General features: G+C 41.8%; 9 protein-coding genes. 4 read left to right on the forward strand and 5 right to left on the reverse strand.

What is annotated here, in order from left to right:
• Positions 1 to 566 precede the first annotated feature (566 nt).
• The 3 genes from ACFO6W_RS22585 to ACFO6W_RS22595 all read left to right on the forward strand — a co-directional run bounded on the left by ACFO6W_RS22585 (position 567) and on the right by ACFO6W_RS22595 (position 4,285).
• Positions 567 to 2,462, forward strand: a complete 1,896-nt coding sequence (locus ACFO6W_RS22585) for an amidophosphoribosyltransferase (protein ID WP_380000753.1) — start codon at positions 567 to 569, stop codon at positions 2,460 to 2,462.
• A gap of 316 nt (positions 2,463 to 2,778) precedes the next feature.
• Complete coding sequence (locus tag ACFO6W_RS22590) at positions 2,779 to 3,405, forward strand: hypothetical protein (RefSeq protein WP_380000755.1); 627 nt, start codon at positions 2,779 to 2,781, stop codon at positions 3,403 to 3,405.
• 160 nt (positions 3,406 to 3,565) lie between these two features.
• A complete protein-coding gene (locus ACFO6W_RS22595; protein ID WP_380000757.1) occupies positions 3,566 to 4,285 on the forward strand; it encodes a porin family protein in 720 nt (239 codons plus the stop codon).
• Between the two features lie 53 nt (positions 4,286 to 4,338).
• Here ACFO6W_RS22595 and thrC read toward each other — a convergent pair whose 3' ends face one another.
• Positions 4,339 to 5,637: a threonine synthase gene (gene thrC / locus ACFO6W_RS22600; RefSeq protein WP_380000759.1), complete on the reverse strand. Its 1,299-nt coding sequence runs from the start codon at positions 5,635 to 5,637 to the stop codon at positions 4,339 to 4,341.
• A gap of 220 nt (positions 5,638 to 5,857) precedes the next feature.
• Between thrC and ACFO6W_RS22605 the strand changes: the two genes are divergently transcribed.
• Positions 5,858 to 6,700: a phosphatidate cytidylyltransferase gene (locus tag ACFO6W_RS22605; protein ID WP_380000761.1), complete on the forward strand. Its 843-nt coding sequence runs from the start codon at positions 5,858 to 5,860 to the stop codon at positions 6,698 to 6,700.
• Between the two features lie 1,043 nt (positions 6,701 to 7,743).
• On the opposite strand, the gene ACFO6W_RS22610 is transcribed toward ACFO6W_RS22605, so the two are convergent.
• The 4 genes from ACFO6W_RS22610 to ACFO6W_RS22625 all read right to left on the reverse strand — a co-directional run bounded on the left by ACFO6W_RS22610 (position 7,744) and on the right by ACFO6W_RS22625 (position 14,400).
• Positions 7,744 to 8,715 (reverse strand): polyprenyl synthetase family protein, encoded by a 972-nt coding sequence (locus ACFO6W_RS22610; RefSeq protein ID WP_380000763.1) that lies wholly within the window; start codon positions 8,713 to 8,715, stop codon positions 7,744 to 7,746.
• Between the two features lie 157 nt (positions 8,716 to 8,872).
• Positions 8,873 to 10,417, reverse strand: a complete 1,545-nt coding sequence (gene porX, locus ACFO6W_RS22615; RefSeq protein ID WP_380000765.1) for a T9SS response regulator signal transducer PorX — start codon at positions 10,415 to 10,417, stop codon at positions 8,873 to 8,875.
• 280 nt (positions 10,418 to 10,697) lie between these two features.
• Complete coding sequence (locus tag ACFO6W_RS22620; RefSeq protein ID WP_380000767.1) at positions 10,698 to 11,822, reverse strand: glycoside hydrolase family 18 protein; 1,125 nt, start codon at positions 11,820 to 11,822, stop codon at positions 10,698 to 10,700.
• A 61-nt stretch (positions 11,823 to 11,883) separates the two neighbouring features.
• Positions 11,884 to 14,400: a zinc-dependent metalloprotease gene (locus ACFO6W_RS22625; RefSeq protein ID WP_380000769.1), complete on the reverse strand. Its 2,517-nt coding sequence runs from the start codon at positions 14,398 to 14,400 to the stop codon at positions 11,884 to 11,886.
• Positions 14,401 to 14,519: the final 119 nt, after the last annotated feature.

The raw sequence follows: 14,519 nt of genomic DNA on the forward strand, positions 1-14,519 counted from the left end.
TTTCTATGGATAAAGAGCTATTGCATAGATACCGAATCGGAAAAAGTAATAAAGGTAACACATGTTTCAGCTTTTAGCTGATAGCTATTAGCCGTTAGCTTTGGCTATCGCATAAGTGGCTTTACGGTAAGCAATCATCAGTTAATAACTCGTATCTTGTTTACTTGTAACTCGTAACTGCCCGAAGGGCGAAGTAACTCGTAACTTTCTTAAAAGGTAACAAAGGTTACACTTTTCATTACTTTTTCTAATCAATCTTTAAATTCTTAAACATTGAATCTTTAAATCCTTCCCATTTCTTCAAAGAACTATAAGCTATCTACCCTATAGATAAACCGTATGAAAAATAATATCATAATCCGCACGAAAAAACATCAAATTTATTGATGCAACAGATATCTGTTGACGACACCGGTTTCCCATTTGCACGCTGCTTCCCTTACTTATTGTTAATACCCTTTTTGCAGCTATAATATTTTAGGATTACAGAAAAAATCATATTATCTTTGTAGCCTCAAAAAAGAATAACTATTCTCAACAAATTCTCAACAGAAGGAGATCTTTATATGACAGAGCCTTTGAAGCACGAATGCGGTATCGTAATGATACGCTTGCTAAAGCCGCTTGACTACTATCAAAAGAAGTACGGTACATGGCAATACGGACTGAATAAGCTGTATCTGCTGATGGAAAAACAGCACAATCGCGGGCAGGAAGGCGCAGGACTGGCTGTGGTAAAATTAGACTCGCCTCCTGGAAGCGAATTTATATTCAGGGAAAGAGCCACAGGCTCAGGCGCCATATCGGAAATCTTCTCGAATGTCTATAAAAATTACGAAAAAACATCCCGCGAAAAATTAAACGATCCTGCATATGCCACCCAATACCTGCCATTTGCAGGTGAATTATTTTTAGGGCATTTGCGTTACAGCACAACGGGCAAGAGCGGCATCTCATATGTGCATCCGTTCCTTCGACGCAGCAACTGGCGGTCGAGAAACCTGGCTTTGGCAGGAAACTTCAACATGACCAATGTCGATGAACTGTTCGAAGCGCTGGTGGCTGAAGGACAACACCCGCGCGATTATGCCGACACATTCGTTTTACTCGAATCCCTCGGGCATCACCTCGACAGGGAAGTTCAGTTCCAGTATGACAAATTCGGTAAAGACCGCAAAGTAAGAGGAGAAGAGCTGAACGACATGATAGAGAAAAACCTCGATATACACTTCATGCTCAACAAAGCCAGTGAGAACTGGGACGGAGGATACACTATCGGCGGACTTATCGGCTGTGGCGATGGATTTGTGTACAGAGATCCTGCCGGCATACGTCCGGCTTTCTACTACTATGACGATGAGATTGTCGTGGTGGCATCCGAACGCCCTGTTATCCAAACGGCACTCAATCTAGACGTAGCAGAAGTAAAGGAGCTGAATCCGGGACAGGCCATCATTATCAAAAAAAGCGGACAGGTATTGTTTTCGCAGATACAGGAACCGCGAAATGTCTCCCCTTGTTCATTCGAACGGATTTACTTTTCACGCGGTTCGGACGCGGATATATACAACGAACGGAAAGATCTCGGCAAACTCCTTCTTCCGCCTATCCTGAAAGCAATAGACAACGATATACAGCATACGGTTTTCTCATTCATCCCCAATACGGCGGAAGTTGCATTCTTCGGCATGACAGAGGCCTTAAACAAGCATATGAATGACGTAAAACTAAAGAAGATCACAGAGAAAGGCGCATCCATTTCCGAAGAAGAGCTGCAAAGAATATTATCTATGCGTGTACGCACCGAAAAGGTTGTTATCAAAGACATCAAGTTACGGACTTTCATCGCGCAGGATGGCAGCCGCGACGACCTGGCAGCTCACGTTTATGATATAACATACGATTCGGTACGCCCTTATGAGGATAACCTGGTAGTAATAGACGACAGCATTGTACGGGGAACAACCCTGAAACAAAGTATCATAAAAATACTCGACCGCCTGCACCCCAAAAAGATAGTTATCGTATCCTCATCCCCGCAAATCCGGTATCCCGACTGCTATGGCATAGATATGTCGCGCATGAGCGAGTTTGCCGCATTCAGGGCTGCAATCGAACTACTCAAAGAAAGAGGGCTGCAATCCATTATCGACGAGGTGTACCGCAAATCTCTCGCGCAAAAGGATAAGCCTAAAGAAGAAATAGTGAACTATGTAAAAGAAATATACGCGCCGTTCTCCAATGAAGAAATATCGACAAAGATGGCCGAAATGCTTACGCCAAAGGGGACTCAGGCTAAGATAGAAATTGTATTCCAAACCATTGAGGACCTCCATAAAGCCAGCCCCGGCCATAAAGGGGACTGGTATTTTTCGGGCAACTACCCTACTGCGGGAGGCAACAGGATGGTAAATACAGCCTTTTTGAATTATATAGAGGGAATAGATAAAAGGTCATACTGACCCTACGGACAATATTTGTCAATGCCGGGAATAAGGAACCAAACTCTCTATTCCCGGCATTTTTTATTTAAATTTATAAAACAGGCCTATCTCTTTCATTTATAGAAAGATCCGGAATATGGCACGTTTTTCTTTCATTATGATTATTTTTCCGTCCTTATTCAAACATTTTTCATACGTGATCTATCCTATTGTAAACAAAGCAAATGCGAAAGGAACAACAAAATTTTCCATCATAAATTTTAAAATTAAGAAAAATGCATATACATTTGCACCGCAGAACAAACTTAAAAACGATCACATTAATTAAAAAATTATGAAAAAAATTTTACTAGTCAGCGCATTGGCATTTTCCTGCCTGTTTGTAAACGCACAAGATGGTCTTAAAGGAACTTGGTTTGTCGGAGGTCAGTTAGGCTTCGGAAGCGATAAATCTTACACAACTTCTTCCGATGGAATTGTTGAAAGAAAAATTAATGACTTCACAGTTGCCCCTCTTGTCGGAACATTCATTTCTCCTTCCGTAGCTGTAGGTGCGGCCTTAGGATTTGAATCGGGAAAAGTGAAAATAGCCGGTGTACAAACCGAGAAATCTACAGATATCTCTATCATGCCTTTTGCCAGAAAGTACTGGAACATCAGCGGCGGACTTTACTTCTTCGGACAAGCTGCGCTTCCTCTCTCTTTCGGAAGCACTGAATATGGAAACGGCGAGACCAAACTGAAGGTGAACGAGACTAATATCGCTGTAGCTTTAGCTCCGGGCTTTGATTATATAATCAATGACTGGATTACAGTAGAAACTTCTTTCACCGTACTGAGCGCCCGTTACAATAGCTCTAAACCGAAAGGTGGCGACAGCAGCAATTCTTTCAGATTCAATGGAGATACACATGGAACTGAAATCGGCGATTTAACTGTCGGTGTCAAATTCTTATTCTAAAAAACGCTCTGCAACCATATAGAAAGCCCGGAAGTTCCGGGCTTTTTTTATTTTCGGAAGTTATAAAAATTGTTTTATATATATGGATACAAATAATTTATATATCTTTGTTCCTTCTAGACAGCTTAATATAAACTACATCATCTTAACCGAATATTTTATGAAACAAAAGATTAAAATTACCTTAGCTGCAATTTTTTTAATTGGAGGCTTATCTGTCAGCGCCCAAGAAAAAAAATTCTTTTTCGGAGCCAAAGCCGGATTTGTATTTTCAGACCTTAGTGAGTACTCTTACAAAACCAGAATGAAACATTCCTTCACCGGGGGACTTACATTCGACTATTTCCTTAATCGTGATTTGTATATTTCTTCCGCAATCGAATTCGCCAATAAGGGTGCCAAATTCGATCTTCTGAATAAAAACGAGGAGGAAGGCACAAGTCTGGATATCAAAAATTCAACCATCGCTGCTTTTTATATCCAGGTACCTGTACATCTGGGATATAAATTTGACTTATCGGAAAAAACAAGACTGATGGTGCAAGCCGGCCCCTATATAGCCTACGGTGTTGGCGGGCCAACCGAGCTTGGGGACGAAGTTATTTTAAAAACTCCGGGAGAGACCATCACAATGAATCTGAACGAATACATGCGTCATCTTCCGTACTACAATCTTATAAACGACTGGAGAAGAGATAAAGAGACTTTCAGTGATACCCACTTCCGTGAATTTGACTGGGGTATCGGTATCGGCATGGGAGTAGAGTATGAACATGTGAATATAAGCTTTAGATATGATTTCGGGCTATATAATATATCTCAAGAAGCCGGGAAAGTAAAAAACAGGAATGCTTCCGTTACTTTAGGATATAAGTTCTGATCATTCTTTCATATAACAATAAAGCCCGGTATCCAAACCGGGCTTTATTGTTTTTATTTCAAAAGGAATTGCTTAAAACCGGCGAACTCTTTGCCCATATCTATACTTTGTTTTTCCCCTTTCATAAAAGCCTGTAACTTCCCGGGAATAGCAACCGGTTTGCCGGTAATGCCTTCTACTGTTTCCAGAAATTTGGCAGGATGCGCCGTTTCAAGGAAAACACCCGTTTCATCAGACTGCAATTCATCTTTTAAAGCCTGATAACCACACGCCCCGTGAGGATCGAGCAAATATCCTGTTCCATCATAAGTATTCTTTACTGTCTTCTTTATATTGTCATCACTATACCATTTCCCGGATATATCTTTCTTTATTTCGTCTAATGACTTATTGTAAAGGTCGAGTACCCGGACAAAATTACTGGGATTTCCCACATCCATGGCATTGGCGATTGTTTGCACAGACGGACGGGGATCATACTCTCCGGTTTGCAGATACTTATAGAAAATATCATTGCTGTTATTTGCCGCGATGAAACGCTTTACAGGCAACCCCATGCGTTTAGCTATGAGTCCGGCGGTAATATTCCCAAAATTACCGCTAGGTACCGAAAAGACAATATTACGGGCTTTTCCCAGCTTGGCAAGTTGGGCATAAGCATGGAAATAATAGAATGCCTGAGGAAGAAACCGGGCTACATTTATGGAATTGGCGGAAGTAAGATTCAGTTTCCGGTTCAGTTCATCATCAAGGAAAGCAGTTTTAACCAGCGCCTGGCAATCATCGAATGTGCCGTCTATTTCTATTGCTGTTATATTCCGCCCTAATGTGGTGAACTGGCATTCCTGTATCTGGCTTACCTTACCCTTGGGATAAAGGACATATACATGAATACCTCCCACTCCCAGGAAGCCATTCGCGACAGCACTGCCCGTATCTCCCGATGTGGCCACCAGCACTTTCACATCTTTCTGTCCTTGCTTCTTAATGAAATAGCCGAGCAGGCGGGCCATGAAACGCCCCCCCACATCTTTAAACGCAAGAGTAGGACCATGAAAAAGTTCAAGGCTGTATATATTATCTTTTACATGTACTACAGGAGTATCGAAGTTAAGCGTATCATATACGATACTTTTGAGAGTGCCAGCCTCTATATCTTCTCCAAAGAAAGCATCTGCAACCGTATATGCTATCTCCTGAAAGCTCATATTGCCTATATTGTCAAAAAAAGATTGTGGCAATTTCTTTATCATTTCGGGCATATAAAGCCCGTTATCAGGAGCCAGACCTTTGACTACCGCCTCTTGCAAACCGACCTGCGGCGCATTCTTATTCGTACTGTAATACTTCATTTTATATTAATTTGAAAAACAAAAATAATAAAATGCAAAAGAAGAGGCAAATGAATGAACATTATATTCGTATCCGGAACATTTTCATTGACAAATAATTCAGCCTATTATTTACGGAAAAAGATAGCTGAAACCGCCAATCCTTTTATTTTCTGAATATCTGGATAAAATATCTCTATTTTTACTACTTTTGTTACGTTATAATGAAAAAAGAAACACATTGAAATTACCTAATATCGTTGTCCGTATCCTCGCCGGAGCTGTATTCATCGGCCTGTTACTCGGAGGAATACTTAAAGATGAATATACTTTTGTTATTATATTCTCGTTGCTCACCGTATTATGCCTGTATGAGTTTTACGGATTGATAGAAAAAAGCGCCAAAGTTCGCGTTATCCGGCCATGGAATATATTAGGAGGATTTTTCCTTTTTTTAGGAGGATTTTACTATTGTGTCCATTCAGCATCAGCACTGGCTTTTGTCCCATATATGATTTATCTGATAGTCCTTTTCATCAGCGAGTTGTATATGAAACGGGAAAATCCTATCCAGTCCTTATCCCATTCACTTTTAGGGCAGGTTTACATTGCAGGCCCCTTAGCATTGACAAACTATCTTGTATTTGCCTATGAACCCGGAAGCTATCATTATGTATATATTCTTGCCCTGCTGGTAACAATATGGGTAAACGATACTTTCGCCTATCTTACAGGTATGGCTTTCGGAAAGCACCGCTTATTCGAGCGGATTTCCCCTAAGAAATCATGGGAAGGCTTTATCGGCGGCGCGATTGCAGCGATAGCTTCTTCTCTCATTTTTGCACATTTCTTCCCAAATCTTTGCACTCTTTCCTGGCTTGGCTTCGCAGCCGTGGTAGTGGTGGCCGGCACTTGGGGCGACCTCTTCGAGTCATTAATAAAACGTACACTCGGAGTAAAGGATTCAGGTAATATGATACCGGGGCACGGCGGTATCCTCGACCGTTTCGACAGCACAATACTGGCTATTCCGGCAGTATGCGTATACCTGTTACTGACCGATTCTCTTATTTCCTGTATATAAATCATTAAGATCCCAACAGAAACCGTCATCCTTACAGTTCAGATGCCTGACAATAAGACAGATACAAAAACAAAAAGAACTCGAGCCGCAAGCAACTGCAGGTCTGCGCAGGCCTCATATACTTTATACCAATAGCATAGCAGATGTTCCGATAAAATCTCAAAATATATAAAATTAATGCGGAAATGTGTAACAGGCATATGGAAATTTTGCCATAATTTTGTGGTCGTAAAGTAAGCGTAATAAAGATAGGGACGGCCGAAACTACATGTGTTGGTAATGAAGATTCCGGTATGAAACAACAATCACTATCACCATTTGGATATAATTTTCCCGTTTTACCTTTGAAACGCTAATGACTATATAGTCAACACAATAGCAAACAGAACAACACAATGATATTTCCAATCTTAACAGACATAAACCGCTCTGGCCCTTTCCCTTGCGAAAATCCGGAAGTTAACTATTTATCAGAGGGAAAGGAAAAGGGGCTAAACAGAACTGCTACCAGGAGTTTTTTCCCCGCAAAAAAAGCTCTTTATTCCATAGTGAATATCATCAAAAGAAAATATACAAATCATTTTAATTCAGAGAATATCAAAGAAAGAGTTTATATGACATCCGGTTATTACCCATGCCATATCAATTCCATATCTTCATTTTGTCTTTATTTTGCATTCAACATCTAAAATACAGCTTGGGAAAGTTGTACAAGGAGAATTTATGGTATTGAAAAAACTCTTTCTTCTTAATTAACACAAGTTTCAGGGTTATCCATCCCTATTTTTATCGGAGAATGGGGGGGATATATCCGGACTTCAGACTGCAAGCAATATCCAGGAACTGCCGGAATACAGGCCATAAGCCTTAATCCCGCTGCAGGCGGAGCAATCGCTACACTTGATGAACTATTGTAAGAAGTCTCCATTGTATGGGCAGGAACAAATGATAATGCCACCCGGTTCAATTCCGGGATAGTAACAGTATTAAGAGATTGGGCAACATCCGGTCAGGGATATATTGTTACAGTAGCAGATAAAATATCAGTAAGCTCTTTCCACAATATACTCTACGGCAGCTTCCAGTGCCTCACGCACGTCAGTCTCTGAAACCGTCGCGATTATTTCCTCCGCGCGATTTTTATATTCTTCCATTTTGCGGTAGGCATAATCTATACCTCCGTGCCCTTTAGCGTAGCTGATAAGCTTATGTATATTTTGGTCTGTATAATTGTATGAAAAAATGACGGACAATAATTCCTTCTTTTCATCCTCCGGCGCATTTCTTATAGCATATAACAAAGGGAGTGTAACTTTCCCTTCGCGTATATCATTTCCTGTAGGCTTGCCAATGGCATCCGTAAAGTAGTCGAATATGTCGTCCCGCAATTGAAAACAAACCCCGAGATATTCTCCCAATTTGGTAAACCTTTCCACTTCTTCCTCCGGCGCGTTCACCGACATTGCTCCTATACGCATACATACCGACATCAGTGATGCGGTCTTCTTCCTTATCACCTGAAAATATTCATCCTCATCCAGAATCAGTTCCTTGACCAGTGAGAGCTGGTTCAATTCGCCTTCGGCAAGGTCACGTCCTAAATCCGAAACGTGCGATATAATTTCGATATTACCGGTCAGTACGCTTTTAATCAAGGCTGTGGACAGGAAATAGTCACCCGCGAGTACAGCCATCTTATTATCGTAAATAGCATTCAGCGAAGCCATTCCTCTCCTTATTTTGGATTCATCAACAACATCGTCATGTATCAGGGAAGCTGTATGCAGAAGTTCTATTGTTATGGCGGAGTTATAAGTCGTATTGTTTATTTCTCCACAGGCCTTTGCCGCTAATAGTAACAGAATGGGACGTATCCGTTTGCCATCCGATTTCATAATATAATCTATAATCTCCTGAATCCTTACGTTATTACAAAAGACAGAATCTTTGTAATAGGTATTGAATTTTTTCAGCTCTTCCGTTACTGGTTTTGCTATTAAAAGCTTTTTATCCATACTAAGTTTTGTTGAGATGCAAATTTAGGAATAATTCGGTTTATAGCATTATATATTTATAACTTTGAACACCATCAGGATATTTTTTAAGGAATAACAAGAACCTGCTTTACCTTATTGTGTTTTCCCCATTGAATATCAGGAGAGGCCGGTCCAGCTATTTTCCCGTCAATGTAATAACAGGCACGATCATCTCCTCCATAGAAATACCCCCGTGCTGGAATGTACCGGTATAGTAGGATACATAATAGTTGTAATTATTGGGGTATGCAAAGAAGTCATCACCCGTGGCAAAGATGTATTTTGTACTTATATTGGGAGACGGCAATCCTGCTTTCTCCGGAGAATGGATGTCATAAACCTTTTTGCGGTCATATTCCAGATTCCGGCCGAATTTGTAACGGATATTGGAGTTTACGGTTTTATCCCCTATGACTTTCACCGGATTTTTCACGCGTATAGTGCCATGGTCGGTGGTAAGGATTATTTTATACCCCATCTCCCTCGCTTTTCGCAAAATATCCATTGTACTGGAATGTTTAAACCACGAACGGGTCAGAGAACGGTATGCAGCTTCGTCTGAAGCCAGTTCACGTATCATCTTCGATTCGGTACGTGCATGGGATAACATATCCACAAAATTGATGACAATGACATTAAGTGGCTTGCTGTTCATCGTGTTTATATTCTGCACAAGCTTTTCGCCTGACGAGGAAGACAATAATTTATTATAGGAGAAGGTATATTCCTTTCCGTATCTTTCCAATTGTTTCTGTAAAAATACCTCTTCATTGAGGTTTTTACCCTCGTCTTCATCCTCTTCCACCCACAGGCCGGGATAAGACTTCACAATCTGTGACGGCATAAGTCCGGAAAAAATAGCGTTACGGGCATATTGCGTGGCCGTGGGCAGGATACTGAAATATTCCTCCTCCGAAATATTGAAATCGCCTGCCAGCAGGTCTTTTACTTCCCACCACTGGTCGAGGCGGAAGTTATCTATCAGGATAAAAAATACTTTTTCCCCCTTGTCCAGTAACGGAAGTATTTTTTTAGGGAAAAGTTCGGGGCTGATCAGCGGCTTATCTTTTGCATCTGATATCCACGATTCATAATTCTTTTTTACATATCTGCTAAAGCTGTTATTAGCTTCCTGCTTTTGTACCCGTAAAAGGTCTGCCAGGGGACTTTGCGAAGCATCCAGCTCTATTTCCCAATATACCAGTTTCTTGTAGATATCTATCCAGTCGTTGTAATCGGGAGAATCATTCATATGCGCGCTGATCCGTGAAAATTCTTCCCGGTAACCTTCAAGCGTTATTTCGGAAACGATATCGTCTTTGTGGAGGTTCTTTTTCAGTGACAGGAGTATCTGGTGCGGATTGACAGGTTTGATCAGATAATCGGCTATTTTCTTGCCTATGGCATGCGTCATGATCCCTTCGTCCTCGCTCTTGGTAATCATAATAACAGGAATATTGGGGTTGATCTCCTTGATAAGGCTCAAGGTCTCCATACCAGCCAGTCCGGGCATGTTTTCGTCAAGGAATATGATATCGAAAGATTCGCCCTTTACGCAGTCCAGCGCATCCTGGCCGCTGTTCACAGGAGTCACGTCGTATCCTTTTTCTTCAAGGAAAAGAATATGAGCGCGCAACACGTCTATTTCGTCATCGGCCCAGAGTATCCGTTTTTTTCTCATTCAAATCCTATAGTTATAAGGAGGCTGCCCCAAAAGTAATATTACACTATTAAAGTGTTACCCTCTTTGTCATTGGCTCCGCTTCGCTCTGCCGAACGTTGTTTCTGAGTGTAACGAAGAATCTCGGCCCTCCGGATACGAGATGTTTCACTCCGTTCAACATGACAAAATGATATGAAAAAATACTTTTGGGACAGCCTCTATATTATTCTGCACTTTAGTCAATAATCAAAAGTACAAACAGAAGTCCAATCCTTAAAACGGGGAGGGTTAAAATTTATTATTTCAGTACCTGGTTAATTGCGTTCAACAAGTACTCTTTAGGATCGGAACTGTATTCCCAGAACATAACTCCGGCCATTCCGTTAGTCTTCACATACCCGCATTTTGCTTTTACCGATTCTTCATCGTCGTAGGTAACAAACTCACCCTTATAAAAATTGAACAGGTAAGGGGCCTGCGCCGCTTCGTCCCAATATCTGTAATACTCATTCTGGTTTACCAGGCTGTCTTTGATAAATGTGTATCCTTTTCCCTGTATTTGTTCGGTTACCGGATCTCCCACTCCTTTCGATGAATCTTTCTTCGTTTTATAGATGCGCCCGTAAAAAGCAATACCCATTACCAGTTTTTCCATAGGGACTCCTGCTGCATGAAAAGCCTTTACAGCTATATCGGCACTATTGGATTCGCTATACTTATCCGAAGCTAAAAGGTTGGTGTGATGAATAGCCTTTTCTTTAGATTGATAGTCATAGGTCATTATATTTACATAGTCGAGGTATTCCTGAGCTTTACCCATCTCCGTATTGTCGATGAACTTCTGAGAGCCACCCACAGCCGTTGTGAGCAGGTATTTCTTACCCGATGCCTTTTCGAGCTCATCCAGCCCGGCCCTGATGGCAGCGAACATCAGTGTATAGTTCTGCTTATCTTCGGGGCGGAATACATTGCCTGTATCTCCTTCCATGGCAGGGTATTCCCAATCTATATCCACTCCGTCGAGATTATATTTACTCATGATCTCAACGGCAGATTTGGCAAATGTCTTTTGTCCTTCGGGAGTCAATACGGCGTCCGAGAAATTCCTGCTCCATGCCCATCCTCCGATCGATATAAGGATTTTCAGTTCGGGGTTCTGCTGTTTCAACTCATTCAGTTTCCTGAAATTGACCGTGTCGGTAGCTTCGTTTGTCAGGAAAGCTTTTCCTGCCTGTACGTCTACAAAGGCATAGTTGATATGAGTAATCTTACCGGGTGATATTTTACTCACATCCGTCAGTCCGTTATAACCGCTTACATATGCAATTATTACAGGTTTGGATTTATCTTCCCCGCTTTTTTTATTACATGATGCCAGTACGGCCAAAAGTAATAAAATGGAAATAACAATGTTCTTTTTCATAATTATCAAATTAGAAATTAATAAAGAATTTCTGTCTAAATATTCCAACTGCATTTTCATATTATTTACCGGTATCCAATGCAGTTTCTATCTGCGCTAATAAATCCTGCAAATGGCTGCGCTTAATCCCTGACGACGAGGCCGCCGCACTGCGTATGCTCTGGCGCAGGTCTATCAATTGCGTGCGGGCAATACCTGTGGCGTCTGAAGCCCTTGTCTGGGTCTGCGGATTTGCATTCTTAGTATCTATAATGCTGATAAGGGCATTGACATAGTTCTTTTGCAGGTTTCGGCGATAGATGTCGATCGCCTTTCCGTTTGTAAGCTCAGACCATATACTTTTTTTCAGGTCGCTGAACATATTTATTGCCGTATAGGCGCCTGACCCGTTATATGCCTCGTCACGCAGCATTTTGTCTATTGTATATCTGCTTATCAGGCGGTCCAGCGTCCTTTTCTGAATATTTCCGATCGAGCTTACAGGGTCTACACTCGCTTTTGTTATCAGCGTTTTGTCTATCAACCATTCGGGAGTGGTAAATAGCTGTTGGTCTAAAAACTGCATTGCTTCTTTTTGTATGCTTGCCGGAACAAATTCTTCCGAATTACCCGACTGTTCGACAACTACAGGAGTGCGGTAAATACCTGCGATATTTTTAGTTACATGTCCCATATAGCGCGCATATTGCCCTGCTACTTCTCCATATATGGAAGTAGCCATCGCGTAGTCTTTATTCGGCTCTTTAGTCCACTCCAGTATTTGCGGAACAATACGCCGGAGATTCTTTATACCATAAGTACTTGCCAGCATGGCATTGTCGCCGAGGTCTTCACTCTGGTTGCGGGGATCGTCCTGATCGGTTTCCGTTCCGAAAGTAAAACGCTTGTCGCTTTGGAGTTTTTCCATTATGGTTTTGTTAGAAAACGGAATTTCGTCTTCCGCAGTCGCATATTCCGGTAAATATCTGTAACCCCATTCTATAGACCAGTCGTCATATATTCCGATACGGGGGAATAGTCCTTTTTCCGAAATATTATCTTCGGGCTGGGCGACATAGTTGAACCGGGCGTAGTCCATTATCGAAGGTGTATGCCCGTTTGCCTCCACCCACTCCTTGTTTCTCAGGTTTTCGACAGGTACGGTCGCCGAAGATCCGAAGTTGTGTCTCAGCCCTAATGTATGTCCTACCTCATGCGATGACACAAAACGGATAAGTTCGCCCATCAGTTCGTCTTCGAACTTCAGTTTTTGGGCGCGTTTATCCACATTTCCAGCCTGTATCATATACCAGTTGCGCAACAAGAGCATCACATTGTGATACCAGTTGATATGTGTTTCTATTATTTCACCGCTGCGGGGATCATGTACATGCGGGCCACTGGCATTCGGTATATCGGACGGTTTGTAGACGATTGCCGAGTGACGCGCATCTTCGAGGCTCCATGTGGAATCTTTAGGCGCTTCCATTCCTATGATCGCGTTTTTAAAGCCTGCTTTTTCAAAAGCCTTCTGCCAGTCATTGACACCTTGTATGAGGTATGGCACCCATTTTTTCGGTGTGGCGGGATCTATATAGAAAATGATCGGTTTTTCCGGTTCCACCAGTTCCCCGTTCACGTATTTCTGTAACTCTCCATTCTTTGGCTCCAGTCTCCAGCGGGTGATCTTCGATTTATAATCTATCCCCTGCGAATTGGAATCGAAATCGGTGTACCTTACAGCAAAATAAGCTACACGGGGATCGAACAAACGCGGTTTCATCGGCTCTTTCGGGAGCAAAACGAGAGAGCTGTTCAGCTCGTATGTCATCGGGTCGCTAGGGAAATACTGTGCCGCCTGAGAAGGATATCCTTGCGGCGGCACCTGGGCGTATGTCTTAACTGTCTTGATTTCAACATTGATAGGGTATGCCTTGATAGTGTCTATATAACTTCTGTCGGCAAAATAGTTTCCGATACCCCTGTACTTCTTCATATTGGTGTCGAAAAAGAAAAGGTTATTGTCACCATTCAGGAAGTCGGTAATATCTATGACAGCAGCAGATGTTTTGTTTACAGAATCCCTGTTCAGAGCCTGTACTGCGAATGTGGCCATGATGGGTTGTATATTCGAGTTCTTTACAGACTGGTACATACCCAGTGTATCGTTTGCCTGCTCGAGATATGAGATGCTACGGATAAAAACTTTGTTGTTCGGCCCCTTTTCGAAGCGGATAACATTCTCTCCTATCTGGTCGCCGGGATAGCCAACCATCGATTTGTACCTGTTGACAGGAGCCTTGGATATCCTGTTCACTACCAATATATCCCGTTCCATGATAGAATCGGGTAATTCGAAGTAGAATTTATCTTTTACCTTATGTACTTTGAAAAAGCCTGTATTTGTCTTTGCTTCTTTGGTTATCACTTCCCCGTATGGCTTTGGCTCACCGGGAGGCGTCGCTGGTTTGGCGGCAGGCGCGGCAGTTTCTTTCTTTTCCTCTTTCTTCTTCTTTTTAAAGGGATTTCTTATTTGCGCGTTACCTCCTACTATTCCCATCGTAAGAAACAGTATTAGAATCAGGCTCTTTTTGTGCATAGTTGTGGTAATTAATTGTAAATAAAATTAGTTAATATGCAAAACTAAAGAAATTAAGTATTCAATAAAAATTACTGTAACATTTTTTCTAACCGCATGCAGGGGCTGATCAAAATTAA

Origin of the sequence: Dysgonomonas termitidis (assembly GCF_042654545.1) — a bacterium.
GTDB classification, from domain to species: Bacteria; Bacteroidota; Bacteroidia; order Bacteroidales; family Dysgonomonadaceae; genus Dysgonomonas; species Dysgonomonas termitidis.

Bases quoted from the DNA above. Each gene is read 5' to 3' on its own strand.
- ACFO6W_RS22585 (WP_380000753.1), top strand. From the start codon at position 567: ATGACAGAGCCTTTGAAGCACGAATGCGGTATCGTAATGATACGCTTG.
- ACFO6W_RS22590 (WP_380000755.1), top strand. From the start codon at position 2,779: ATGAAAAAAATTTTACTAGTCAGCGCATTGGCATTTTCCTGCCTGTTT.
- ACFO6W_RS22595 (WP_380000757.1), top strand. From the start codon at position 3,566: ATGAAACAAAAGATTAAAATTACCTTAGCTGCAATTTTTTTAATTGGA.
- thrC (WP_380000759.1), bottom strand. From the start codon at position 5,637: ATGAAGTATTACAGTACGAATAAGAATGCGCCGCAGGTCGGTTTGCAA.
- ACFO6W_RS22610 (WP_380000763.1), bottom strand. From the start codon at position 8,715: ATGGATAAAAAGCTTTTAATAGCAAAACCAGTAACGGAAGAGCTGAAA.
- porX (WP_380000765.1), bottom strand. From the start codon at position 10,417: ATGAGAAAAAAACGGATACTCTGGGCCGATGACGAAATAGACGTGTTG.
- ACFO6W_RS22620 (WP_380000767.1), bottom strand. From the start codon at position 11,822: ATGAAAAAGAACATTGTTATTTCCATTTTATTACTTTTGGCCGTACTG.
- ACFO6W_RS22625 (WP_380000769.1), bottom strand. From the start codon at position 14,400: ATGCACAAAAAGAGCCTGATTCTAATACTGTTTCTTACGATGGGAATA.